This is a genomic window from Brachybacterium sp. NBEC-018 (genome assembly GCF_024860185.1).
Lineage (GTDB): Bacteria > Actinomycetota > Actinomycetes > Actinomycetales > Dermabacteraceae > Brachybacterium > Brachybacterium rhamnosum.
On sequence record NZ_CP100650.1, the window covers coordinates 2,220,123 to 2,245,700 of the forward strand.

19 protein-coding genes are annotated in these 25,578 nt (G+C 73.8%); 13 read left to right on the forward strand and 6 right to left on the reverse strand.

Going from position 1 to position 25,578, the window contains the following annotated elements; genetic code table 11:
• Positions 1-70: 70 nt before the first annotated feature.
• The gene (locus tag NLU66_RS10060; protein WP_259359567.1) at positions 71-973 is read left to right on the forward strand and encodes a co-chaperone YbbN; all 903 of its coding nucleotides are present in this window, start codon (positions 71-73) and stop codon (positions 971-973) included.
• A gap of 102 nt (positions 974-1,075) precedes the next feature.
• Here the strand turns inward: NLU66_RS10060 and glgB are convergent, their stop codons facing one another.
• From glgB to glgX, 3 genes are all read right to left on the reverse strand, one after another.
• Positions 1,076-3,328, reverse strand: coding sequence for a 1,4-alpha-glucan branching protein GlgB (gene glgB, locus NLU66_RS10065; RefSeq protein ID WP_259359568.1), 2,253 nt, complete (start codon positions 3,326-3,328; stop codon positions 1,076-1,078).
• Positions 3,318-5,330 carry an alpha-1,4-glucan--maltose-1-phosphate maltosyltransferase gene (locus NLU66_RS10070; protein ID WP_267136244.1) on the reverse strand — a complete coding sequence of 671 codons (2,013 nt, stop codon included), beginning with the start codon at positions 5,328-5,330 and terminating at the stop codon, positions 3,318-3,320. Before NLU66_RS10070 ends, glgB begins: the two co-directional genes overlap by 11 nt.
• A 187-nt stretch (positions 5,331-5,517) precedes the next feature.
• Complete coding sequence (gene glgX, locus NLU66_RS10075; protein WP_259359569.1) at positions 5,518-7,752, reverse strand: glycogen debranching protein GlgX; 2,235 nt, start codon at positions 7,750-7,752, stop codon at positions 5,518-5,520.
• Between the two features lie 231 nt (positions 7,753-7,983).
• On the opposite strand from glgX, the gene NLU66_RS10080 reads away from it, so the two are divergent.
• From NLU66_RS10080 to NLU66_RS10120, 9 genes are all read left to right on the forward strand, one after another.
• Positions 7,984-9,126: an AAA family ATPase gene (locus tag NLU66_RS10080; RefSeq protein WP_416232152.1), complete on the forward strand. Its 1,143-nt coding sequence runs from the start codon at positions 7,984-7,986 to the stop codon at positions 9,124-9,126.
• A 35-nt stretch (positions 9,127-9,161) separates the two neighbouring features.
• Positions 9,162-10,058, forward strand: a complete 897-nt coding sequence (locus NLU66_RS10085; RefSeq protein WP_259359570.1) for a DUF58 domain-containing protein — start codon at positions 9,162-9,164, stop codon at positions 10,056-10,058.
• Positions 10,045-10,557, forward strand: a complete 513-nt coding sequence (locus tag NLU66_RS10090; protein WP_259359571.1) for a hypothetical protein — start codon at positions 10,045-10,047, stop codon at positions 10,555-10,557. The genes NLU66_RS10085 and NLU66_RS10090 overlap by 14 nt, the downstream gene beginning before the upstream one ends.
• Positions 10,548-11,570: a vWA domain-containing protein gene (locus tag NLU66_RS10095; protein ID WP_259359572.1), complete on the forward strand. Its 1,023-nt coding sequence runs from the start codon at positions 10,548-10,550 to the stop codon at positions 11,568-11,570. The genes NLU66_RS10090 and NLU66_RS10095 overlap by 10 nt, the downstream gene beginning before the upstream one ends.
• Positions 11,567-12,571: a vWA domain-containing protein gene (locus NLU66_RS10100; RefSeq protein WP_259359573.1), complete on the forward strand. Its 1,005-nt coding sequence runs from the start codon at positions 11,567-11,569 to the stop codon at positions 12,569-12,571. The genes NLU66_RS10095 and NLU66_RS10100 overlap by 4 nt, the downstream gene beginning before the upstream one ends.
• Positions 12,568-13,542 carry a hypothetical protein gene (locus NLU66_RS10105; RefSeq protein ID WP_259359574.1) on the forward strand — a complete coding sequence of 325 codons (975 nt, stop codon included), beginning with the start codon at positions 12,568-12,570 and terminating at the stop codon, positions 13,540-13,542. Before NLU66_RS10100 ends, NLU66_RS10105 begins: the two co-directional genes overlap by 4 nt.
• Entirely contained in the window at positions 13,536-14,732 is a 1,197-nt protein-coding gene (locus NLU66_RS10110) for a cysteine desulfurase family protein (RefSeq protein ID WP_259359575.1), read from the forward strand. Before NLU66_RS10105 ends, NLU66_RS10110 begins: the two co-directional genes overlap by 7 nt.
• A gap of 93 nt (positions 14,733-14,825) precedes the next feature.
• The gene (gene mnmA / locus NLU66_RS10115) at positions 14,826-15,917 is read left to right on the forward strand and encodes a tRNA 2-thiouridine(34) synthase MnmA (RefSeq protein ID WP_259359576.1); all 1,092 of its coding nucleotides are present in this window, start codon (positions 14,826-14,828) and stop codon (positions 15,915-15,917) included.
• On the forward strand, positions 15,914-17,056 hold the full coding sequence (locus NLU66_RS10120; RefSeq protein ID WP_259359577.1) for a hypothetical protein: 1,143 nt from the start codon (positions 15,914-15,916) through the stop codon (positions 17,054-17,056). Before mnmA ends, NLU66_RS10120 begins: the two co-directional genes overlap by 4 nt.
• A gap of 30 nt (positions 17,057-17,086) precedes the next feature.
• Here NLU66_RS10120 and NLU66_RS10125 read toward each other — a convergent pair whose 3' ends face one another.
• Positions 17,087-18,022 carry a hypothetical protein gene (locus tag NLU66_RS10125; RefSeq protein ID WP_259359578.1) on the reverse strand — a complete coding sequence of 312 codons (936 nt, stop codon included), beginning with the start codon at positions 18,020-18,022 and terminating at the stop codon, positions 17,087-17,089.
• Between the two features lie 50 nt (positions 18,023-18,072).
• Here NLU66_RS10125 and NLU66_RS10130 point away from each other — a divergent pair, with 50 nt between their 5' ends.
• The 3 genes from NLU66_RS10130 to NLU66_RS10140 are packed head-to-tail and all read left to right on the forward strand — an operon-like array spanning position 18,073 to position 22,929.
• Entirely contained in the window at positions 18,073-20,688 is a 2,616-nt protein-coding gene (locus NLU66_RS10130; RefSeq protein WP_416232153.1) for an NAD-dependent DNA ligase LigA, read from the forward strand.
• Positions 20,685-21,635, forward strand: a complete 951-nt coding sequence (locus NLU66_RS10135) for a dihydrodipicolinate synthase family protein (RefSeq protein ID WP_259359579.1) — start codon at positions 20,685-20,687, stop codon at positions 21,633-21,635. The genes NLU66_RS10130 and NLU66_RS10135 overlap by 4 nt, the downstream gene beginning before the upstream one ends.
• A gap of 49 nt (positions 21,636-21,684) precedes the next feature.
• Complete coding sequence (locus NLU66_RS10140) at positions 21,685-22,929, forward strand: hypothetical protein (protein ID WP_259359580.1); 1,245 nt, start codon at positions 21,685-21,687, stop codon at positions 22,927-22,929.
• A gap of 12 nt (positions 22,930-22,941) precedes the next feature.
• On the opposite strand, the gene NLU66_RS10145 is transcribed toward NLU66_RS10140, so the two are convergent.
• Entirely contained in the window at positions 22,942-25,176 is a 2,235-nt protein-coding gene (locus tag NLU66_RS10145; protein ID WP_259359581.1) for a RecQ family ATP-dependent DNA helicase, read from the reverse strand.
• A gap of 123 nt (positions 25,177-25,299) precedes the next feature.
• Positions 25,300-25,554, reverse strand: coding sequence for a hypothetical protein (locus NLU66_RS10150; RefSeq protein WP_259359582.1), 255 nt, complete (start codon positions 25,552-25,554; stop codon positions 25,300-25,302).
• Positions 25,555-25,578: the final 24 nt, after the last annotated feature.

Sequence of the window (25,578 nt, forward strand, 5' to 3'; positions counted from 1 at the left end):
ACACGCGCGGCCCGCGGCCGCGGGCTTCGTAGACTGAAGGGGTTTCCGACCCCGTCGAAGGAGCTCCTCCGTGTCCGATCCCTACGGCATCATCGATCTCGCCCAGCTCAAGCAGCCCGCGGGGGACGCGGTCGGCGCGTCCGGCACCGCCGGTCCCTACGAGGTCGCGGTCACCGAGCAGGGGCTCGAGCAGCTCATCGCCGACTCCCAGCAGGTCGCGACGCTGCTGCTCGTCTCGAGTTCCCGCGTCCCCGAGGGCGAGGCCTTCCTGCAGTCGCTCCGCGACGGCGTGACCGCGCGCGGCGGCGCCGTGCGCCTCGCGGTCGTCGACGCCGACACCCAGCCTCGCGTCGCGGGCGCTCTCCGCGTGCAGCAGCTGCCCACACTCCTCCTGCTCCTGCAGGGCCAGCTCCAGCCCATCGTGGACTCCGTGCTCGGAGCGGAGGAGATCGGCCCTCTGCTCGACCAGGTCGTCCAGCTCGCCCAGCAGCAGGGCATGGACGTCTCCGGCGCCGCGGCCGGCGCCGACGACGCGGCCGGCGCCCCGGCGGAGGAGCCCCTGGACCCGCTGATCGCCGAGGCCTACGCCGCGATCGAGCGCGGGGACCTCGACGCCGCGGTCGACGCCTACGACCGCCGCCTCCAGCAGAGCCCGGCGGACGACGAGGCGAAGGCCGGACGCGCCACGGTCGAGCTCATGCGCCGCACCCAGCAGGCCGATCCCGCCGCCGCCCGCACGGCCGCTGCCGAGGCGCCCGCGGATCTCGACGCGCAGCTGCTCGTCGCGGACCTCGACATGCTCGGCGGCCATGTCGACGACGCCTTCGGGCGCCTGCTGGACCTCCTCCGGGGCGCCGACCAGGAGACGAAGGACGCCGTGCGCGCCCGGCTGCTCGAGCTGTTCGAGGTCGCGGGCGCCGAGGACCCGCGGGTGGGCCCGGCGCGGCGCCGCCTCGCGAACCTGCTCTACTGAGCGCGCGCACCCGGCCGCTGCCCTGTCGGGCGGCCGGATGATGCACGAGGGCCTGCCCGATCCGCGGATCGGGCAGGCCCTCGTGCATCGGAGGCGGCGCGCTCAGCCCTCGCGGAGCCGGGCGGGCACGAGGACCACGGCGCCGAGCGGCGGGACCGCGAGCCGCGCGGAGTGCTCCCGGCCGTGCGCCGCCACCGTCTCGGCGTGGACGCGGCCGAGGTTGCCCACGCCGCTGCCGCCGTAGACGGTCGCGTCGGAGTTGAGGACCTCGAGCCAGGTGCCGCCCTCGGGCAGCGGGACCCGCAGGTCCAGCCACGGCTCGGGGGAGAAGCTCAGCACCACGACGACCGGGTCCCCGGCGCCGTCGCGGCGCACGAACGCCACGAGGTTGTGGCCCGCGTCGTCCCCGATCAGCCACTCGAAGCCCGCGGGGTCCTGGTCCAGCTCGTGGAGGGCCGGGAGCTCCGCCTGCAGCGCGTTGAGGTCCTTCACGAGCTGCTGGACGCCGCGGTGCAGCGGGTACTCGACGAGCCACCAGGGGAGGCCGTCCTGCTCCGACCACTCGGTGCCCTGGGCGAACTCGCTGCCCATGAACAGCAGCTGCTTGCCCGGATGGGTCCACTGCAGGGCCAGGTAGACGCGCAGCGAGGCGGCCTGCTGCCAGTCGTCGCCGGGCGCCTTGCGCAGCAGCGAGCCCTTGCCGTGGACGACCTCGTCGTGGGAGATCGGCAGCACGAAGTTCTCGGAGTACTGGTAGACCATCGAGAAGGTCAGCTCGCCGTGGTGGTGCTGACGGTGCACCGGGTCCTCGCCGAGGTACTCGAGGGTGTCGTGCATCCAGCCCATGTTCCACTTGAAACCGAAGCCCAGCCCGCCGGCGTCCGTGGGACGCGTGACCCCGGGGAACGAGGTGGACTCCTCGGCGATCATGACGATGCCGGGGGCCCGCTTGTAGGCGGTCGCGTTGGCCTCCTGGAGGAAGGCGATCGCCTCGAGGTCCTCCCGCCCGCCGTGGACGTTGGGCACCCACTGGCCCTCCTCGCGGGAGTAGTCCAGGTAGAGCATCGAGGCGACGGCGTCCACGCGCAGGCCGTCGACATGGAACTCCTCGAGCCAGTAGCAGGCGTTGGCGACGAGGAAGTTGCGCACCTCGTGGCGTCCCACGTCGAACACGTAGGTGCCCCAGTCGGGGTGCTCGCCGCGCCGCGGGTCCGCGTGCTCGTACAGGGGCGTGCCGTCGAAGCGGCCCAGGGCCCACTCGTCCTTGGGGAAGTGGGCGGGCACCCAGTCCATGATCACGCCGATCCCCGCCGCGTGCAGGGCGTCGATCAGCGCGCGCAGCTCGTCCGGGGTGCCCAGCCGTGAGGTGGGGGCGTAGTAGCCGGTCACCTGGTAGCCCCAGGAGCCGCCGAAGGGGTGCTCGGCGAGCGGCATGAACTCCACGTGCGTGAAGCCCATCTCGACCACGTAGTCCACGAGCTCCGTCGCGAGCTCGGTGTAGCCGAGGCCCGGTCGCCAGCTGGGCAGGTGCACCTCGTAGATCGACATGCGGGAGCTCACGGGCTGCTGCTGCGCGCGCCGCGCGAGCCAGGCGTCGTCCGTCCACTCGTAGTCGCTCTCGGCGACGATCGAGCCGGTCGCGGGCGGGACCTCGGCGCGGCGGGCCATCGGGTCCGCCTTGTCCCGCCAGGTGCCGTCGGCGCCGAGGATCCGGAACTTGTAGACCTCTCCCGCGCCGATCCCGGGCAGGAAGATCTCCCACACGCCGGAGGCGCCGAGGGAGCGCAGGGCGGTCTGCCGGCCGTCCCAGCCGGAGAAGGCGCCGATGACCTGCACGGCCCGCGCCCCGGGGGCCCAGACCGCGAAGGAGGTGCCCCGCACGCCGTCGACGGTGCGCACGTGCGCGCCGAGCGCGCGCCACAGCTCCTCGTGGCGGCCCTCCCGGATGAGGTGCAGGTCGAGCTCGCCGAGCGTGGGCAGGAAGCGGTACGGGTCCTCGACCTCGACCGCGGGCTCCCCGGCGGCCCAGGTCACCCGCAGCCGGTAGCGCTCGAGCGCGGGGCGGTCGACGACCGCGACCCAGATGCCGTCGTACTCGTGCTCCATGGGGACGGAGGTGCCGTCCTCGAGCACCACCTCGACGGCGTGCGCGAGCGGCTTGAGGGCGCGGACGGTCACGGCGCCCTCGTAGGGCTGGGCCCCGAGCACGGAGTGCGGGTCGTGGTAGGAGCCGGTCGCGGCCGCGCCGAGCTCGTCGACCTCGAGCTGGAGACGGGAGGGGCCGGCGTCGGGTGTCGTCCGGTCCCCGGCGGGTCCGGCGCCTGCGGGGACGACGGGGGTCGCGTCATCGGACATGGGGGTCCTCCTCGGGTCGGACGATGCGCAGCACGTGCGCGGGGCGGTCGTGCGGGTCGAGGATGACGAAGGGGTCCTCGCCCCAGGTGAAGCGCTCCCCGGTGAGCAGGTCCTCGACCTCGAAGGACGCGCCGACGTCGAGGGCGCCGAGGTCCAGGGAGAGGCGGGTCCAGGCGCCGCGGTCGTGCACGGTGAGCGAGGCGACGAGCACCGTGTCCGCCTGCCCGGTGGGGGAATCGTCGGCCGGCAGGTGCTTGGAGAACACGACGACGTCCTCGTCCTCCGCCTCGTGGAAGCGGATCGTGGTGAGGGTCTGCAGGGCCGGGTGCGCGCGACGGATCCGGTTGAGGTCGCCCAGCAGCGGCTCGAGGCTCGTGCCCTGGGCGAGCGCCCCGGCGAAGTCGCGCGGCCGGTACTCGTACTTCTCGTTGTCGATCTGCTCCTCCGCGCCCGGGCGGGGGACGTCCTCGACGAGCTCGTAGCCGGAGTAGATGCCCCAGGTGGGCACGAGGGTCGCGGCGAGGATCGCTCGCAGCGCGAAGGCCGCCCGGCCCCCGGAGCTCATGAACGGGGTGAGGATGTCGTGGGTCGTCGGCCAGAAGCTGGGGCGCATGTAGGGGGCGGCCTCGACGAGCTCCTCGAGGTACTCCTGGAGCTCGGCGGGGGTGTGGCGCCAGGTGAAGTAGGTGTAGCTCTGGTGGAAGCCGACCTTGCCCAGGGTGTGCATCATCGTGGGGCGGGTGAACGCCTCGGCGAGGAAGACGACCTCGGGGTGCTTCTCGTCGAACTCCGCGAGCAGCTGCTCCCAGAAGCGCACGGGCTTCGTGTGCGGGTTGTCCACCCGGAACAGGGTCACGCCGTGCTCGACCCAGAGCTCGAGCACGTCGCGGATCGCCGCGTACAGGCCCTCGTAGTCCGTGTCGAAGCTCAGCGGGTAGATGTCCTGGTACTTCTTCGGCGGGTTCTCGGCGTAGGCGATCGAGCCGTCGGGCCGCACGACGAACCACTCGGGGTGCTCGGTGACCCAGGGGTGGTCCGGCGAGCACTGCAGGGCCACGTCGAGGGCGACCTCGAGGTCGAGCTCCTTCGCGCGGGCGACGAAGGCGTCGAAGTCCTCCATGGTGCCGAGGTCCGGGTGGATCGCGTCGTGGCCGCCCTCCGCGGCGCCGATCGCGTAGGGGGAGCCGGGGTCGCCGGGGCGAGGCTCCAGCGAGTTGTTGCGGCCCTTGCGGTAGGCGGTGCCGATCGGGTGGATCGGGGTCAGGTAGGCGACGTCGAAGCCCATCGCGGCGACGCGGTCGAGGGAGTCGGCCGCGGTGCGCAGCGTGCCGGAGACCCAGCCGCTCTCCGGGTCGAAGCGCGCGCCCTCGGAGCGGGGGAACATCTCGTACCAGGAGCCGAACAGGGCGCGGGGACGGTGCACGACGAGCGCGTGGGGGCCGGAGACGGTGACCCCCTCGCGCAGCGGGCGCACGTCGAGCACCCCGCGGAGGTCCGCGGCGAGCGCCGGGGCGACGCGCGCGGCGGGGGAGAGGGAGGAGTCCTGGAGGCTCGCGATCGCGGCCTCGAGCAGGGCGCGGTCCGCGGCGGGGCGGGCCCCGGAGGCGACCTCGGCGAGGGCGGCGCGCAGCACGGCGACCCCCTCCGCGCACACGAGCGGCTCGTCGATGCCGGCGGGGATCTTCACCTCCGCCACATGGGCCCAGGTGTCGTACGGCGAGGAGAAGGCCTCGATCCGGAAGGACCAGTGACCCGCGGCGTCCGGTCGCACGCGGGTCTCCCACAGGTCCAGGCCCGGGTTCGTCGAGCGCAGTCGGCGCACGGTCTCGGCGCCCTGCGGGTCCGTGAGAATCACCTGCACGCCCATCGCGTCGTGGCCCTCGCGGAAGGCGTTCGCCGTGATCCGCACGCTCTCGCCGACGACGCACGAGGCGGGGAAGCGGCCGCCGTCGACGACGGGGGTGACGTCCATGATCGGGATCCGGCCGACGCCGGCGTCCAGCGGGTCCGGCGCCGGGGCGGCCGGTGCGGCGTGCTGCGGCGGGCGGCTCCCGCTCCCGGTGGGAGCGGTGGTCGCCGGGGTCCGGTCCAGGGGGGACGACGAAGATGACACGAACTCTCCTGACTGCGCGGACGCGCGCCCGCACCCGGGCGCGGTGACGGTGCTCACCCTAGCCGTCCCGCCGGGGTCAGGGCTCCGCGATCCCGACCACGAGGACGCTCCCGGGGGCGATCAGGCGGGAGCCCGGGGCCAGGGGAGCGGAGGGGAGGGAGGACATGTCCTCGAGATCGCTGTCGAAGAGCACCCGGGCGACCCCCTGCGGCCAGGGCGCGCCCGGGAGGTGCAGGGGCACCGGCTCGGACTCCGCGGAGACGACGATCAGCAGGTGCTCGGTCGCCTCCCCGGTGCCGGGCTCGCCCGGGATCCCGGGCCGGAGCATGGCGAGCAGGTGCCGGGTGGGGTCCATCCAGTCGGCATGGGTCATGCCCTCGCCGTCGGCGCGGAACCAGGCGACCTGGCCCGGGTCCAGGGCCTCCGCGTGCGCGGGCTGGAGGAAGTGCGGGGTGCGCAGCGAGGGGTAGGCCGCCCGCAGCTGCAGGAGCCGCCGCACGGCCTCCCGCTGGACGCGTGCCAGGTCGTCGACGTCCCAGCTCAGCCAGGAGATCTCGTTGTCCTGGCAGTAGGCGTTGTTGTTGCCGCGCTGGGTGCGGGCGATCTCGTCCCCGGCGGTGATCATCGGGGTGCCGGAGGCGAGGATCAGGGTCGCGAGCAGCGCCCGCTGGGTGCGCAGGCGCTCCCGGCGCAGCGCCTCCCGCGCGGTCTCGCCCTCGGGCCCGTCCTCGGGCTCGCCCTCGACGCCGTGGTTCCATGAGCGGTTGTTCCCGGTGCCGTCCCGGTTCTCCTCGCCGTTGGCCTCGTTGTGCTTCTCCTCGTAGGCCGTGAGGTCGTGGAGGGTGAAGCCGTCGTGGGCGCTCACGTAGTTCACGGACGCCCAGGGGGAGCGGAGGCTGCGCCCCGGCGGCAGGTGCTCCGGGTCGCCGCCGGTGAAGAGGTCGCTCGATCCCGCGAGCCGGGTCGCGAGATCGCGGACCCCACCGACCGCCCGGTCGCCGGAGCGCTCCCGGTGGGCGCGGTCGGAGAGCCAGAAGGAGCGCACGTCGTCGCGGAAGGCGTCGTTCCACTCGGCGAAGGGCGGCGGGAAGCCGCCCGTCTGCCAGCCGCCGGTGCCCACGTCCCAGGGCTCGGCGATGAGCTTCACCCCGCGCAGCACCGGATCGGTGACGATCGCGCGCAGCAGCGGGTGGTCGGGGCGGAAGCCGCCCGCGTCCCGGCCGAGGGTCGCGGCGAGGTCGAAGCGGAAGCCGTCCACGTGCATCTCCTGCACCCAGTACCGCAGGGAGCCCAGCACGAGGTCCACGACGTGCACGGAGGTCGCGTCGAGGGTGCCGCCGGTGCCGGTGACGTCCTGGAAGGAGCCGTGGTCCATCGCGTAGTAGGCGAGGTTGTCCAGCCCCCGCAGGGACAGCGAGGGGCCCTCCGCCCCGCCCTCCGCGGTGTGGTTGTAGACGACGTCGAGGATGACCTCGAGCCCGGCCGCGTGGAGGCTGCGGATCATGGTGCGCACCTCGTCGAGCACCGCCTGCGCGCCGGCGCGCTGGGCGGCGGCGGTCGCGAGCGAGGGCTCGGGCGCGAAGAAGGAGAGCGAGGAGTAGCCCCAGTAGTTCGTGAGGCCCAGGCGGGTCAGGTGCGGCTCGTCCATCGCCGCGTGGATCGGCAGCAGCTCGACGGAGGTGACCCCCAGCTCGCGCAGGTAGCCGGTGATCGCGGGATGGCCGAGCCCCGCGTAGGTGCCGCGCAGCGGGGCCGGCAGCGCCGGGTGGAGGCGGGTGAAGCCCTTGACGTGGAGCTCGTAGAGCACGGTCGCGTCCCAGTCCACGAGCGGGCGCAGGTCGTCCTGCCAGTCGAAGTCGTCCCGCACGACGACGGACCACACGGCCTCGGGGCCCGAGTCCACGGGGCTGGGCTCGGCGGAGGGGCCGACGGCCTCCAGCATCGAGTCCACCTCGAAGGGGAAGAAGGAGCTCAGCAGCGGCGAGGCGTGCGAGATGCCGCGGGCCGTAGGGTCCAGCAGCAGCTGGCGCGGGTTCCCGAAGAGTCCGGCGCCGGGGTCCCAGGGTCCCTCGACCCTCAGGCCGTACTGGGTGCCGGGCAGCATGCCGGTCACGTGGTCCCAGCGCAGGCCGCCGTCGAAGTGCCGCAGGCGCTGGCGCCGCTCCGCCCCGGAGGAGCGCACGCACAGGTCCACCGCGGTCGCGCGGGGGGCGGCGACGGCGAAGGTCCCGCGACCCAGCTCGTCGACGACGAGCCCGGGGGAGGTGGGCGCGAGCGGCGGGGTCGCGCGGTCGAATCGGTCTGCCTGCACCCGCGCATTCTCCCACCCGGGGGCCGGTCGCCGTCCCCGCGCCTGAGCCGCGGCGACGCGACCTGGACCACAGCGGCTAGGATCGGCCGGGTGCCCCGCGCTCCGCTCCGGGGAGGGCCGGGCGCCGGCGCGGCCCGGGGGAGCCGGGACCCGCACCGCAGCGGACCTCACGGTCCGTCCACGACCGCAGACCGCTAGGCGCACGCCGCTCCGACGGGGGACACGCAGCACATGACACAGCCACCCATCCCGCAGCCCGCCGCGCGCGGCGCCGCGCCCCAACCGTCACCCCAGGTCCAGGCGTCCGGGCATCCCGCCCCCGCGCAGCCCGGCGCGCAGGCGACCGGCCGTCCCCGCCGCAGCGGCGACTTCGCCGCTCCGGGCGGCGCCGCGATCGGCCCGGGGGACATGGAGCGCAGCGCGGAGATCGTGCGCACCATCTCGCGGGTCTTCGGCTCCCGCGTCGTGGGCCAGGAGAACCTCCGCCTCACCCTGCTCACCGCGCTCGCCGCGGGCGGCCACGTGCTGCTCGAGTCCGTGCCCGGCCTCGCCAAGACGACCGCCGCCTCGGCGCTCGCCTCCGCGATCTCGGGGTCCTTCTCGCGCATCCAGTGCACGCCCGACCTCATGCCGAACGACATCATCGGCACGCAGATCTTCAACTACGGCACGAGCACCTTCACGACCCAGCTGGGCCCCGTGCACGCGAACGTGGTGCTGCTCGACGAGGTGAACCGCTCGAGCGCGAAGACGCAGTCCGCGATGCTCGAGGCGATGCAGGAGCGGCAGACCTCCATCGGCGGCGAGATCCACCGCCTGCCTGAGCCGTTCATGGTGCTCGCGACCCAGAACCCGATCGAGGAGGAGGGCACGTACGTCCTCCCCGAGGCGCAGATGGACCGCTTCCTCATGAAGGAGGTGCTCACCTACCCGCGTCCCGGCGAGGAGCACGAGATCCTCGACCGCTCGACGGCAGGCAGCCTCACCGGGCCCCGCGAGAGCGTGGGCACCGTCTCCCTCGAGGACATCCGCTTCCTCCAGGAGAAGGTCGACCAGGTCCACGTCGACCCGGCCGTCAAGCGCTACATCATCGACCTCGTCTTCACCACGCGCGGCTCCGGCCCCCGCCCCGTCCCGAACCTCACGCAGTCCGTGCGGGTCGGCGCGAGCCCCCGTGGCTCCCTCGCGCTGATGCGGGTGGGCCAGGCGCACGCGCTGCTCCACGGCCGCGACTACGTCACCCCGGACGACGTCCGCGCGATGCGCTACGGCGTGCTGCGCCACCGCCTCGTGCTGACCTTCGACGCCCTCGCCGGCGGCATCAAGCCCGAGCAGATCATCGACGCGGTCTTCCACGCCGTGCCGATGCCCTGATCGGTGCCGACGAGCACGCGGAAGGAGGTCACGCCATGGCGACCTCGCTGATCACACGGGTCAAGGCCCGGGTGGACCTGCACACCTCCAACCGCGCCCGGGGACTGATCCAGGGCCGCGGCCGCTCCCTGTTCAAGGGCAGCGGCGAGGACTTCGACGACCTGAAGTACTACCAGCCCGGGGACAAGATCTCCGACATCGACTGGAAGGCGACGGCCCGCTCCGGCGAGCCGCTCATCCGCCAGTTCAACGAGGAGCGCGTGCGCCACCTCTCGATCGTCGCGGACACCTCCTCCGCCATGTCCGCGACGGCCGCGGACGGCACCTCCAAGCGCGACGCCGCCGTGATGGCCGCGGGCTTCATCTGCTTCCTCGCCCAGCGCAGCGGTGACCTCGTGGGGCTCGTCGGCGGCTCCGAGCGCTCGCCGATGCAGCTGCCCGCGCGCTCGAGCGACGGCCACCTCGAGCTGCTGCTGCGCTCGATCCAGCAGGGCACCACGGCGAGCTCCCCGGCGCCGGACAGCGCCTGGCTGCTCGAGCGCGCCTTCCGCGTCACCAGTCGCTCCACCCTCATGACCATCATCACCGACGAGGCGCACCCCTCCGTCGAGGACTTCGCCTCGCTGCGCCGCCTCACGACCCGCCACGACGTGCTCGTGGTGCGGATCCGGGACGCGGACCCGCTGCAGGCGGAGGCGCTCGAGAACGACGTGGTGGACATCGAGGACCCGCGGGACCTGACCTCGCTCGCCCGCACCTCGAAGCGCGTACGCAGGGACGTGGAGAACTATCGCCGCGCCCGTGAGGAGGGCATCACCGAGATGCTCGACCGCCTGCACCTCACGCACGTCATCACCGAGGGGGAGTCCACCGTCGTCGAGGACATGATCGCCATGCTCCGCTCCCGGGAGTACCGCCATGCCCGTGCCTGAGACCCTGCTCGCCGCGGGCGCCGTGCTCGCCCAGCCCGCCCCGCCGGAGATCATCGACCCTCCCCAGTACTCCGTCGCCTGGCTGATCCTCGCGGTGCTGTGCGTGATCGTCGTGGCCGCGCTGATCGTGGGCACGCTGCGCATCACCCGCGGCATCGAGCGGCGCATCGCCTACCGTGCCCGGCCCACGGACGTGGACACCCTGAAGGCGGAGTTCCTGCGCGCGGTCAACGATCTCGCCGACCGCCACGAGGCGGGGGAGCTCGACGCCCGCGAGGGCCACCAGGAGCTCACCGCGATCATGCGCCGCTTCGTGCGGCGCACCACGGGGCACGACGTCACGAGCCAGGACGTCGGCACGCTCCGCGCCGACCCCCGCACCCGCGAGGTGGGCGAGCTGATCGCCGCGCTCTACGAGCCGGACTTCGCCGCCGCCTCGGACACCGCCCTGCGCGACTCCGTGCGCCGCGCCCGGGAGGTGGTGCGCCGATGGTCATGACCCTGTGGTGGGTGACCCTCCTGCTCCTGCTCGCCGCGATCGCGGTCTGGGCGATCACCTTCTGGAACCGCCGGGCGATGCGGCGCTCCCCGGTGGTGGTCGCGAACAGCCGCTTCATGGACCGCATCCCGAGCTTCACGCGCGCCCAGCGGGTCGCCGGCGTGCTCCGGGTGGCGCTCGTCGGCGTGACCGTGATCGGGGTGCTCTCCTCCTCGGTGCTCTCCGGGCGGGTGGCCTCCGAGCGTGTGGAGACGCCGTCCTTCGCCTCGCGGGACATCGTGCTGTGCCTGGACGTCTCCGGGTCGATGTACGAGTACGACACCCAGATCCTCGCGACCTTCGCGGAACTCGTGGACTCGTTCGACGGGGAGCGGGTGGCGCTGTCGATCTTCAACTCGACCAGCCGCACGGTCTTCCCGCTCACCAACGACTACGACCTCATCGAGAAGCAGCTGCGGGAGGGCTCCGAGGCGATCGACTTCGACGAGTTCGGCTACCGCCTGGGCCAGCGCGACTACTCCGAGGACAAGGTGCGCCAGTACGTCGACTTCGTCGACGGGACCCGCGGCGTCGCGGACCAGGCCTCGATCGTGCCCGACGGCCTCGCCTCGTGCGCCCAGCTGTTCGACCAGGCGGAGGAGGACCGCTCGCGCTCGATCATCTTCGCGACGGACAACGAGGTCAACGGCGAGTCGATCTTCACGCTCGACGAGGCGGCGGACGCCGTCACCTCGCGGGACATCTCGCTGTTCACCTTCTACCCGGGCGCCTACGAATGCGGTCCCGAGTGCCTCGAGGAGCTCCGCAGCGCGACGGAGTCCCATGACGGGAAGCTCTACCAGTCCTCGGACCCGCAGGCGATCCCGACGATCATCCAGCAGATCCAGAAGAGCCAGGCCCAGGAGATGGGGGCGGAGCCGGTGCTCGTGCGCAGCGATCATCCCGGGCCGATGTTCGTGCTCACGCTGCTCGCGCTGATGGCCGTCCTCGCGCTCGGATGGAGGTCGCGATGATCCGCCTCGAGCCCCTGCTCACGCCGTGGGCCGCGGTCCCGCTGTTCGGCGCGATGCTCGTGCTGTGCGTGGTGCTGCTGGTGCGGCGCCCGCGCCAGCGCGCCGCCTGGCTGCGCCGCGGCCTGATGGTCCTCCTGCTGCTCGTCGTGGCCCTGCGCCCCGTCACGCCGCTCGACGACCGCCAGACCCAGCGCATGGACGCGAACGTGTTCTTCGTCGTGGACCGCACCGGCTCGATGAACGCCGAGGACTACGGGGCCGACGGCGACCAGCCGCGGCTCGAGGGCGTCAAGGCGGACATGACCCGGATCATGGGCATGACCGAGGGGGCGCGCTACTCGATCATCGCCTTCGACTCGACCGCGACCCAGCAGCTGCCGCTGACGACCGACGCGGGCGCCGCGAAGGCCTGGATCGACACGCTCACCACCGAGCCCACCGACTACTCGCAGGGCTCGAACGTGGACCGGCCGCTGCAGGCGCTGACCACGGCGGTCACCGAGACCCAGCGGGAGGACCCGGACTCCTCGGTGCTCGTCTACGTGCTCTCCGACGGGGAGAACACCGACGACAAGGAGACCCAGCCGTACTCGGCCGTCGCCGGATTCGTGGACGGCGGCGGCGTGCTCGGCTACGGCACCGCCGAGGGCGGGCCGATGAAGGCGCAGGGCGGTGCCCACGACGGGGACTACATCACCGACGGCTCGGGCCAGCAGGGTCTCTCGAAGATCGACGAGAAGCAGCTGCAGACGATCGCCGGGCAGATGGGCGTGCCGTACCTGCACCGGACCTCGCCGGACGAGCCGATCGAGGGCACCATGGACGGCGTGACGCTGCGCCCGGTGCCGATCGAGTCCACCCGCGAGACGACGAACTTCCGCGACTGGTACTGGATCGCGGCGATCCCGCTCGCCGCCCTGATGATCTGGGAGCTCGGCGAGATGACCTATCGCCTGCCCCGCAAGCTCGACCGGCACGACCTCGAAGGAGCCTCGCGATGAGCGCACCCGTGCAGGATCAGCCCTCGTCGACCCCGGCGACCCCGTCGGCGGGCCCGTCCGGGCGGCCCGAGGGGGACCCGCTGCACCAGGACGCGGGCGGTCGCCCGGCGGACTTCGGGCTGAACCGGCGCCGGCTGCGCCGCACGCGGATCATCGTCTTCGCGGTGCTCGCGCTGCCGATCCTCTTCCTGTCCCTGCTCGCGGTGAAGTTCGTGTCGATGCCGATCACGCAGGCGTACCACCAGTCCGCGTACGGCGACGGCGACTACGAGGGCGCGATCGAGCGCCTCGCGCCGGTCTGGGTGGTCAACCGCTTCGAGCCCTACCTCCCGCACCTGACCAAGGGCACGGACCTGCTGCGGCAGGGGAAGGACGCGGAGGCCGAGGAGGAGCTGCGGGCCTCCCTCACCGCCTGGCAGGAGGGCACGGACCTCAACCAGCCGGCCCACGCCCAGTGCAAGATCCTCAACAACCTCGCGATCTCCATCGAGAACCAGGCCGACGAGCTCACCGATCCCACCCAGAAGGCGGATCGTCTGTACGAGGCCGAGGAGCTGCTCGCCCCGTGCGCGGGCGGCGGCGGTGGCGGCGAGGGTGAGGGCGAGGGCCAGGGCGGCGGCGGAGGCGGCGGCACCGGCAACGAGGACGAGGGCACCACCGGCGAGAACGGCGAGCGCATCAAGGAGAAGCGCCGCGAGGCGGACGAGCAGGCCGGCAAGGACCCCGATGCGCGCGGCGAGGAGGGTGGTTCCGGGGAGGGGGAGCCCGGGGACGGCGAGCCCATGGACCCCGGCACCCCGAAGCACGAGGACCCCGAGGGCGACGGCCCCACCGAGGAGGCCACGACCGAGGGCCCCACGGAAGACCCGGACAAGGGCGACGAGCTCGAGCAGCGCAACCGCGACGCCCAGGGCGGCGAGGGCGAGGAGACCGAGGGCGGCACCGACGAGGACCCGTCCCAGCCATGGTGAGCGCCCCCGATCCTGAGGCGAGCGCGCCCCGTCGCGCCTACCTCGACCATGCGGCGACGACGGTCCTGCGGCCGGCCGCGGCCGAGGCGTACCTGCGCGCGGCGGCCGTGCGCGGCAACCCCTCCGCGATGCACGCCTCGGGGCGCGCCGCGCGGGCGGTGCTCGACGACGCCCTCGAGGAGATCGGCGAGCTGCTCGGGGTGCCGCGCAGCTGGCTGATCATGACCTCCGGGGGCACCGAGGCGGACAACCTCGCCCTGCGGGCAGCCCCGCTCGGCGTGCTCGCGCAGGACCCCGCCCGCACCGCGGTCGCCGTCTGCGCGACCGACCACCCCGCCGTGCTCGCGACCGCACGCTCCCTCACCCCGGCGATCGAGGCGCGCGAGCTCGCCGTGGACGCCGCGGGGCTGCTGGACGCCGGGGCCGTCGAGCAGGTGCTCGCCGATAGTGCCGTCGGCGTCCTCAGCGCGGCGCTCGTGAACAACGAGACCGGGGCGCGGCAGGACGTCGCCGCCCTCGCCGCCGCGGCCCGTCGCCACGGCACCCTCGTGCACACCGATGCCGTGCAGGCGCTGGGCCACGTCGACCTCCCTGCCCTCGAGGACCTCGACCTCATGTCGCTGACCGGGCACAAGATCGGGGCGCCGGTGGGGGTCGGCGTGCTCGTCGCAAGGCCCGAGGTGCCCTTCGCCGTGCTCTCCACCGGGGGCGGCCAGCAGCGCGGGGTGCGCTCGGGCACGCTCGACGGGCCGCATGCGGCGGCTTTCGCCGCGGCGCTGCGGGAGGTGCTCGCGGAGCGGGCCGAGCAGGCGGGCCGCCTGCGGGAGCTCGCGGCGCGGATGCGGGAGGGGATCGCACGGATCGACCCGGAGGCCCGCTTCACCCTGCCCGAGCACTCCCCGCAGTCCGGGCACATCGTGCACGTGGTGTTCCCCGGCGCGGACTCGGATGCGCTGCTGTTCCTGCTCGACGAGCGCGGGGTGGACAGCTCCGCGGGGTCCGCGTGCTCCGCGGGTGTCACCCAGCACAGCCCCGTCCTCGCGGCGATGGGTATGGACGCCGCCCGCTCGCGCGGGGCGCTCCGGCTCTCGCTGGGGTGGACGAGCACCGCGGAGGACGTCGAGCTCCTGCTCGCGGCGCTGCCGGAGTCGCTGCGGCGCGCGCGGGCCGTGGGCGCGCTCGCCCGCTGAGCCGGGTCGCTGGACGCATCTCACGCCTCGCGGGTGCGGGGGAGCGGGGCACGGCTCCGTAGACTCGCCCGGGACACGGAGGAGGTGCGCGGGATGAAGGTGCTCGCGGCGATGAGCGGCGGGGTGGACTCCGCCGTGGCGGCGGCCCGCGCCGCCGAGGCCGGCCACGAGGTGGTGGGCGTGCACATGGCGCTGTCGACCTCGCGCGAGGCGCGGCGCACCGGATCGCGCGGCTGCTGCACGGTCGAGGACGCGGAGGACGCCCGCCGCGCGGCGGAGCGGATCGGCATCCCCTTCTACGTGTGGGACCTCTCCGCGGACTTCCACGACCTCGTCGTCGAGGACTTCCTCGCCGAGTACGCCGCCGGCCGCACCCCGAACCCGTGCGTGCGCTGCAACGAGCGCATCAAGTTCGCCTCCCTGCTCGAGCGGGCCACCCTGCTGGGCTTCGACGCCGTCTGCACCGGTCACTACGCCTCGGTGCGCGCCGAGGGCCCGGGCGGCGCCGCCTCGCTGCACCGCTCGCGGGACGCCCGCAAGGACCAGTCCTACGTGCTCGCCGTGATGGGCCCGGAGGCCGCGGCCCGCTCCCTGTTCCCGCTCGGGGAGATGGAGGACAAGGCGGCCGTGCGCGCCGAGGCCCGCGAGCGCCGGCTCGGCGTCTCCACGAAGCCGGACAGCTACGACATCTGCTTCATCCCCGACGGCGACACCCGCGGGTTCCTCGAGCGGAGCCTCGGCGAGGCTCCCGGCGAGGTCGTCGACACCGAGGGCGCCGTGCTCGGCCACCACCGCGGGACGCACGGCTTCACCGTCGGCCAGCGCAAGGGGCTCGGCGTGGAGCGTCCCGCGGAGGACGGCCGTCCCCGATACGTCGTCGACGTCGACCCCGTCTCCCGTCGTGTCGTCATCGGCGCCTCCGAGCTGCTCTCCACCACGGAGCTCGAGGCGACGGACCTCGTCACCTTCGAGGAGCTCGAGCCGGGCCGTGCGGTCTCCGCGCAGATCCGCGCCCACGGCGAGGCCGTGCCCGCGCGGGTGACCTCGATCCCGTCCGAGGGCGAGCCGCTGCTGCGGGTGCACCTCGAGCAGCCGGTGCGCGGCGTCGCCGCCGGCCAGACCCTCGTCCTCTACGACGGCGACCGCGTGCTCGCCGCCGCCACCCTGGAGCGCCGCACCGCATGAGCCCCGCCGATAACCGTGCCACCCTCGTCACACTCGCCGGGGACGGCACTTTCCGTGCGCCGGAGCCCTCGCGCATCGAGCGGTTGGACCTGCCCGCGGATCCGCCGCTCGCCGCGCTGATGCGGTTGCGCGCCCTGCTCGGCGACGACCTCGACGCGCAGATCGCGACCCGCCTCGCCCTTCCCGCCGCCCTCGGCTCGGACCCCACGGACCACCTGCTCCCCGCCACGCTCTCCCTGCTCTCCGGGGTCACCGGGGACCTCGCCCCCTACGGCTGGCGGATCGGCCCGGGCCTCGGTCGGGCCTGGGCGCATGCGACGGACCTGCGTGGGCGGATGCTCGACGCGGCCCGCATCGCCCTGCTCGGCTACGAGGGACCGCTGCAGAGCACCGTGCTGGGGCCGGCGACCCTCGCCGCCTCGACCTTCGTCGCGACGGGGGAGCGGACGCTCTCCGACACGGGCGCCGTGAGGGACCTGCCGCTGCTGCTCGCCGAGGGTCTCGCGGAGCACCTGCACGCCCTGCGCGAGCGGGTCCCCGGCGCCGCGCCGCACCTGCTCGTGCGGGAGGACGCCGTCGCGGCCGTGGTCGCCGGATCGATCCCCACCCCGTCGGGGCGTCGTCACTACGACCCGGTGCCGCCGGCGCGCGTGGCCCTGCTCTGGCAGAGCCTGCTCGAGGCCCTGCGCACGGGCGCCGGGCTCGACCCCGCGCAGGTGACGCTCGGGGTGGGCGCCGACGCACGGCTGATCGCGGAGGCCCGCACCGCGGGCGCCCGCCGGCTCGCCCTCGCCCCGCGCCGCCTCCCCGCCCTCGAGGGGGCCGGGCGGGCGCTGTGGGAGGAGATCGCGAATGCGCACGAGGCGGGCGTGGCGCTCGAGCTCGTCGTGGACCCGCGCCCGGGCGGCCGCATGGAGCGGGAGCTCGGGGCGGTGCTGCGGATCTGGCACGAGCTGGGCTACGCCGAGTCCGACGCCGCGGGGTTCACCCTCATCGCCCATACGGGCGCCTCCCACCGCGTCCACGAGGGGCGCACGGATCCCTCCACGGCCCCCGCGGTCGAGGACCTGCTGGACGAGGACGCGCTCGTCGCGCTGCTGCGCGCCGCCCCCGCCTGGGCGGAGCGCGTCGCGGACTGACCGGCGTGGTCGAGGGGGCGAGGCACCGGCTCAGGAGCCGTTGACGAGGTCGCTGTCCTCGGTCAGCGCGTCCTCGGGGCCGACGGGGAACGCCTCGAGCCGGGGATCGGCGAGGATCGCCGCCACGAGCTCCGCGGATCCCGCGACGATCGTCGAGTCCCAATCGATCTCCGAGGCGAGAGCCCACTCGTGGCCCGCGGGCCAGAGCAGCTGCGGCATCATCGCGGGGCTCCCGTCGATGTCCCGGCCCCACCCCGAGCTGCCGGGCCACTCCGGATCACCGAGCTCCCGAGCGGAGGTCGAGAACAGGAGCATCTCCCGAGCCGGCCAGTCGAGGAACGGGCCCCTCCGGGCACGTGCCCGGAGGGCGCGGGAGATCCCGGGCCCGGCCGGGGAACCGTCGGGTGACCGCTGCCGACCGGACTGCCGTCGTCGACCGATCGGCCGTCCCCGACCGGGCGACCACCGTCGGCCGTGCCGCCAGGGCAGGTCGAGCGGCCATCGCGGGCCGCTGCGATATGGCGCGCCTCCGCCGTGCAGGTGCCCGTGGCCCGCCCACAAGGCGGCGACCAGGTCCTGCGGGGTCGCCGTCGCCGCGGCGAGGTGCTCGCAGATCGCGGCCAGCAGATCCGGCGCGAGCAGCCCCTGCTCGGGGGACTGCACGCTCCAGTCGCCGGGAAGCTCCGGGTCCTGCTCGCCGCCCGTCATCGCGAGCCACTGGATCAGCGGATGCATCGTGGCGCCGGTCCGTGCGGCGACCTGCTCCCAGCGCCACCGCCCCTCCTCGACGGTCCGCGGGATGCCCCACTCGTCGATGTCGGCGGGATCGACCCGTCTCGCCGTGGCCGGGTGCAGGATGCGCGCATAGGCCTCGAAGCCGGTGCCGGCCACGCCGTCCACCTGTGCCCAGCCGCCGGCGCGGGCGAGGAGCCAGTCCCCGCTGCTCGTGCCCGGCATCAGTTCCATGCCCTCGAGGGTAGCGGCGGGGTGGAGGGTCGTCGGGGCCATGGAGGACAATGACGGGCGTGACGCACGAGAACCCCCGCACCGATGCCGAGCTCGACCCCCGCGACCCCGAGGACGGCGGTCACGACGCCCGGACCCTCGACGCGCAGGAGCGCATCGCGGAGCTGACCGCCCGCATCGAGCAGGCGCGCGCGGAGTACTACGAGCACGACGCCCCCACCCTCACCGACGGCGAGTACGACGCCCTCGAGAAGGAGCTGCGTGCGCTCGAGGCGGAGAACCCGCAGCTCGCCAAGGAGGACTCGCCCACGCAGACCGTCGGCGGGCAGGCCGCCTCCGGCCTCGCGACGATCGACCACGCCGAGCGCATGCAGAGCCTGGACAACGTGTTCTCCGTGCAGGAGCTGCGGGACTGGTGCGCCCACGCCGCGGAGGAGATCGGCGGCGAGGTGCGCTGGCTGACGGAGCTCAAGATCGACGGCCTCGCGATCAACCTCCGCTACGAGCACGGCGAGCTCGTCACCGCCGCCACCCGCGGCGACGGCCGCACCGGTGAGGACATCACGACCAACGCCCTGCGCATCGAGGGGATCCCGCGCCGCCTCGAGGGTGAGGGCCACCCCGCCCTGGTCGAGGTGCGCGGCGAGGTCTTCATGCCCACCGCCGCCTTCGCCCGCCTCAACGAACTCCAGGTCGAGCTGCGTGAGCGCGCCGTCGCCGAGTCCCGCACCCGCTGGGAGTCCCGCCTGGCCACCTCCCGGCCTTTCGACGAGGAGCGGGAGCAGCTCGCCGCGACCCGGCGCTTCCCGACCTTCGCGAACCCCCGCAACACTGCTGCGGGCGGTCTGCGCCAGCAGCTCGAGAAGAAGGAGGGCCTCGAGCGCGAGGCGGGGGAGGCGCGCCTCGGGGCGCTGCGCCTTACCGTCCACGGCCTCGGCGCCTGGCCCGATCCGCCCGTCGGCTCCCAGAGCGAGATCTACGACCTGCTCGCCTCCTGGGGCCTGCCCACGAGCCGCTACAAGGACGTCGTCACCTCGATCGACGAGGTCGTCGCCTACGTCGAGCACCACGGCGAGCACCGCCACGACGTCGAGCACGAGATCGACGGCATCGTCGTGAAGGTCGACCACTTCGCGCAGCAGCGGCGCCTGGGCTCCACCTCCCGCGCCCCGCGCTGGGCGATCGCCTTCAAGTACCCGCCGGAGGAGGTCACCACCCGGCTCATCGACATCCAGGTGCAGGTGGGCCGCACCGGCCGCGTCACCCCCTTCGGCGTCATGGAGCCCGTGCAGGTCGCCGGGTCCACGGTCGAGAAGGCGACGCTGCACAACCAGTTCGAGGTCGAGCGCAAGGGCGTGCTCATCGGGGACATGGTCGTGCTGCGCAAGGCCGGTGACGTGATCCCCGAGATCCTGGGGCCGGTGGACGCCCTGCGCGACGGCTCCGAGACGCCCTTCGTCATGCCCGAGCACTGCCCCTCCTGCGGCACGGAGATCCGCCCCGAGAAGGAGGGCGACAAGGACTGGCGCTGCCCCAACACGCGCGACTGCCCCGCCCAGGTGACGGGCCGCGTCGAGCACGCCGCCTCCCGCGGCGGCTTCGACATCGAGACCCTCGGCGAGGAGAGCGCGATCGCGCTCACCGACCCGGAGGGCCGCCGTGAGGAGGCCCTCGCCGCCCTGCGCGCCGGCCACGCGATCTACCTCCCGCTGCGGCGCGAGGAGGAGTTCGACTCCCCGGTCTTCGTGACGGTCCGCGGCGGCCAGGAGACGCAGGGCAACGACGGCGTCCCCATGCTCCGCATCACCGAGGAGACCGCCGGCATGCTGCCCGCCCCGCAGCAGCCCGTCGTCACCACCGGGGCGAACCTCTTCGACCTCACGCCCGAGCAGCTCGAGGAGGTCGCCGTCTGGCAGCCGCTGCGGCGGAACGGGGAGCCGACGGGGGACTGGCAGCTCGTGCCCGCCTTCTGGTCCCGGCCCCAGTGGCGCTACTACAAGTCCCGCGGCGAGTGGACGCTCACGAAGCCCGCCGCGCCCGGGGCGAACACCCAGAAGCTCATGGACGAGCTCGCCAAGGCGAAGGAGCAGCCGCTGTGGCGCGTGCTCGTCGCGCTGTCCATCCGCCACGTGGGCCCCGCCGCGGCCCGCTCCCTCGCGACCGCCTACGGCACGATGGACGCGATCCGCGCGGCGGATCTCGAGGCGCTCACCGAGACCGACGGCGTGGGCGGCATCATCGCCGAGAGCCTGCGCGAATGGTTCACCGTGGACTGGCACGAGGAGATCGTCGACGCCTGGGCCGCGTCCGGCGTGCGCATGGCGGACGACGTCGAGGAGGGCTTCGTGAAGACCCTCGAGGGGCTCACCGTCGTCGTCACCGGTGGTCTCGAGGGCTACTCGCGCGACGGCGCGAAGGAGGCGATCATCTCCCGCGGCGGCAAGGCCTCCGGCTCCGTCTCGAAGAAGACCGACTTCGTGGTGGTGGGGGAGAACGCCGGCTCCAAGGAGACCAAGGCACGGGACCTCGGCCTGCGGATCCTGGACGAGGCCGGCTTCACGACGCTGCTCGAGCAGGGTCCCGCCGGGCTGCCCGAGTCCGAGCAGGCGGAGTCCGAGCAGGCGGAGTCCGGCGACGCCGACGGGGCCGAGGCGGAGCAGGCATGAGCGCGGAGACGACCTGGCTGCAGGGGCTCAGCGCCTTCCCGCTCACCCCGCTGCGGGACGGCGCCCTCGACGAGCATGCCCTCACCGCGCTCGTGCGGAGCATCGTCGAGGCGGGTGCCGCCTCGATCGGCGTGCTCGGCTCGACAGGGGTGTACCCGTACCTGCCCCGGGACGTGCGACGCCGCGCGATCGAGGTCGCCGTCGCCGCCGCCGAGGGCGTGCCGGTCCTCGCCGGGATCGGCGCCCTCGCCACCCGGGACGTGCTCGCGCTCGCCGAGGACGCCCAGACGGCCGGGGCGAGCGGCGTGCTCCTCGCCCCCGTCAGCTACCACCCGCTCGCCGATCCCGAGGTGGTGGGGCTGTTCTCCGACGTCGCCGCGGAGCTGTCCGTCCCGCTCGTGGTCTACGACAACCCCGGCACCACGCACGTGACCTTCACCCCGGAGCTCCACGCCCGAGTCGCGGCGCTGCCGGGCGTCGCGGGGATCAAGATCCCGCCGGTCCCCGCGGCGCTCCCGGCGGCGCGCGAGCGGGTCGCCCAGGTGCGCTCCGCGGTCCCGGAGCACGTGCGGGTGGGCGTCTCCGGCGACGCCGTCGGCGCGGTGGGCCTCGAGGCGGGCTGCGACCTGTGGTTCTCCGCGATCGGCGGGGTGCTGCCCGAGCAGACCATGGCGATCGTCCGTGCGCACGAGGAGGGCCGGGACGAGGAGGCGCGCGCCCTCGCGGCCCATCTGGACGGCTTCTTCGCCCTGTTCGCCGAGCACGGCGGGAGCCTGCGCGTGATCGCGGAGATCGCCGTGCAGCGCGGGCTGGTGGGGGAGGATCCTCTCCCGCGGCCGCTGCGCGGTCTCGACGCCGCGGGCCGCGCCAGGGTGGCCGACGCGCTCGCCGCGCTCGCGGCGTCCGGGGACGAGAGGGCCGACGGTCTCGACATCGGCCAGGGGTGATGGAAGGGTGTGTGACGCACATCGCACCCGACAGGAAGGCTGCTCTCCGATGAGCGCCCCACGTCCCGCACACCGTCCCGGCCGGGCCACGGCCCCTCACCCGCAGCCCTCCGGCCCCGGCGTGGACCGACGCGCGCTGCTGCGCGGAGCCGGTCTGCTCGGGGCCGTCGCCGCGACCGGGGCGGCGATCGCTCCCGCCCAGGCCGCCCCGGCGCCCACGACGGTGGAGCCGTCCGCCTTCCGGCTGACCGCCGACTACACGTCCTCCACCGCACGGGTCGAGGCGCTGCTGGAGCAGGCCGGTCGGGCGAGCGTCAGCGAGGTGATGGACCACGCCAACCACGAGCGCACCCCCGCCACGGTCATCGACACCCAGGTCCACGGCTTCCGCTTCGCCACGAGCGACGAGAACGACCCCGACGCCTTCCCGCAGGGGATCGCGACGAGCCGCGACGCGGTGGGCACCGCGGGGAACGGCCGCTATGACGGGCGCCAGGTGATCGCCGTCAGCTTCTACAACAACTCCCCGAAGTCCAGCCGCATCAACCTGATCGACTGGGACGCGAACCATCCCGACGCCTATCGGCGGATCCTGCTCGTCGAGCCGACCGGGACCGCGGAGGAGCCCAGCTTCCGGGACGTGGAGATCCACGCCGGCGGGATCGCCTGGTACGGGGACCTGCTCTACGTCGCGGACTCCGCGGCGAAGCCCGGCGGGATGCGGGTGTTCGACATGAGCAGGATCCTCACCACCGACACCGGCGGCACGAAGGACCAGATCGGTCGCGTGGGAGGGACCTTCTACGCGCACAACTACGCCTACGCCCTGCCGCAGGTCGGGACGATCTCCTCGGAGGTGGACGCGGGCACCGCGCCGCTCGTGTGGTCGACCATCTCCTTGGACCGCGTGACCCGGTCGATCGTCATGACCGAGTACCGCTGCGAGGACTGCGACGACTACCCCACGGGCACCACTCGTGCGGTGCGCTTCGGCTTCCAGACGGGCGGCCCCACCTTCGCCGGGTCCACGACCGCGAGCGAGGCGCTCGAGGTGCCGCTGCACTACCTCAACGGCGTCGGCTCCCACAACGGGCGCTGGTGGTTCAACAGCTCCCGCCACAAGACCCTCTCGTACTGGCCCGGCGAGGGAGCGCTCACCACCTACCCCTGGGTCTCCTGGGGACAGTCGCTGAGCTACTGGGAGGACGCGGACGGCCCCGACCTCCTGTGGTCCCTCACCGAGGGCGAAGGGTTCCGTGCGGTGTTCGCCGTGAAGCAGGGCGGCTACAGCTGACCCCTGCGGCGCTCACGCCTGCTGCGCGAGCGCGAGCGGCAGCACGGGACCGGAACCCGCACGGCGCAGCAGGCGCGCCGCGACCGCCATGGTCCAGCGGGTGTCGATCACGTCGTCGACCAGCAGGACCGGTGCGCCGTCGAGCTGATCGAGCCGGGCCTGCAGCTGCTCGCCCACGGCGAAGCGCTCCCACAGGTCCGCGACGCGGAAGGCGCTGTTCCCGCCGCCTCGCAGCGGGCCCGCGCCCGGGGCGAGGTCGAGGGCGCCGAGGTCCTCGAGCCGGCCGATCCCTGCGATCCCCGCGGCGAGCGAGCCCACCAGCCGGGGCCGTGTGCTCGAGGGGACGGCGACGACCGCCGCGGGCCGCTGTGCCCAGTCCCAGTCCTTCAGCACCTCCACGATCCGGGATCCGATCCGCTCGGGCACGACGTCGTCGACCGGACGGCCGTCCTCGTCCGTGCGCAGGAGCTCCCGCAGCGGGACCGCCCAGCCGAGGTCGGACATGCGGGCGATGACCCGCCCCTCCGCTGCGCGCTCGCCCTCCGGGATGCGTCCCTTGGGAGCGCCGGGCCCCATCAGCCGGTCCAGGCCCGAGGGCCAGCTCGCCCGCGGCTCCACCGGCACCCCGACCCGGTCGAGCAGGGCCGCGACGCGCGCATCGGCACCCTCGGAGCCGTCGGCACCGGCGGCCGGGGCGTCGGGGGCAGGGAACCACGGCCCGGCGCACACGTCGCAGCGGCCGCAGGGCTCGGCGGTCGCGTCGTCGAGCTGCCGGGCGAGGAACACCATCCGGCACTGCTCGGGACCGCCCGCGAGGCGCTCGTACTCGAGCATGGCCTGCTGCTCCTCCCGGCGCGCGCGAGCCACGGTCGCGTAGCGCTCGGCGTCGTAGTGCCAGGGCGCCCCGGTGGCGATCCAGCCGCCCTTGACGTTCTGCACCGCGCCGTCGACGGCGAGCACCTTGAGCAGCAGCTCGAGCGCGCTGCGGCGCACGTCCACCCGCGACTCGAGCGCCGGGGTGCTCAGCGGAGCCCCGGACTCCGCGAGGGCGGTGAGCACCTGCGAGGCGCTCTCCTGCGAGGGCATCGAGGAGGTCGCGAAGTACTCCCAGATCGCCCGGTCCTCCCGGCCGGGCAGCAGGAGCACGTCCGCCCGGTCGGTCGCGCGGCCCGCGCGGCCCACCTGCTGGTAGTAGGCGACGGGGGAGGAGGGCGCCCCGAGATGGATCACGAAGCCGAGGTCAGGCTTGTCGAAGCCCATCCCCAGCGCGCTCGTCGCGGCGAGCGCCTTGACCTCGTTGTCCTTGAGCGCCTGCTCGAGCTCGGCCCGCTCCTCCGGGTCGGTGCGCCCGGTGTAGGCGCGCACGCGCCGCCCCGGCCGGTCCAGCAGGGAGGCGAGATCCTCCGCGGCGGAGACGGTCAGCGCGTAGATGATCCCGGAGCCCTCGAAGGAGTCCAGGTGCCGCACCAGGTAGTCCAGCCGCTGCCTGTCGTCCTCCAGGCTCAGCGAGCCGAGCCGCAGCGACTCGCGGGTGAGGGAGCCGCGCAGGGTGAGCACCTCCGCGCCCGCCTCGCCGGTGCCGAGCTGCTCGGCGACGTCGGCGACCACGCGGGAGTTCGCGGTGGCGGTCGTGGCGAGGACCGGCACGTGCCCGCCGAGCTCGGCGACGAGGTCCCGGAGGCGGCGGTAGTCGGGCCGGAAGTCGTGCCCCCAGTCGGAGATGCAGTGGGCCTCGTCGATCACGAGCAGCCCGCAGCGGTCCACCAGGCGCGGCAGCTGCTCCTCCCGGAAACGAGGGTTGACCAGGCGCTCGGGGGAGACCAGCAGCACGTCGATCGCGTCGGCCGCGAGACCCTCCTCGATGTCACGCCACTCGGTGGGGTTCGCGGAGCTGATCGCCTCGGCGCGCACCCCGGCGCGGCGGGCTGCGGCGACCTGGTCGCGCATGAGCGCGATGAGTGGGGAGATGATCAGCGCCGGGCCGGCGCCGCGGTGGCGCTGCAGCAGCGCGGCGAGGAAGTACACGGCGGACTTCCCCCAGCCGGTGCGCTGGACGACGAGCACACGGCGGTGCTCCGCGACGAGCGCCTGGATCGCCTCGAACTGCCCCTCATGGAACCGGGCGTCCTCCCGGCCGGTGAGCGCCCTCAGCCCCGCGAGCGCCTCCTCGTGCAGAGCATGACGTTCACCGCGGTCACCGCGATCACTGCGGTCGTCGGGGACGGCGGGGGAGGACGGTGCAGACATGCCCCCAGTGTGCCGGTCCTCCCCGACGCGCGGCGGCGACGGGCCCCTCGGTGGACGCCGGCGAGTTGGGGAGGAACGACGGCGCGACGTCACGGACGGCGTCCCGTCGGCCGGGTCGCCCCCTCAGATGTCGTAGCCCGGGCCGGCGTCCCGCTCGGTCTCCTCACGGGTGCGCTCGGCCTCGTCGTCCTCCGCGGCCTGGCGGCGCATCCGCTCGACGGTGGACTCGTCGTCGTGCATCGGGTCCTCCTTCGAGGCGAGAGCCCGGCGCATGCGCCGCTCGTGCAGCTGGGCCTCCCGGATCGCGGGATTCTCGGAGAGCGGCTCCTCGTCCTTCGGGTCGTGCGAGTGGTAGTCCACATGGGGATCGACGGACATGTCCTCCACCTTCGGCATCGGGCG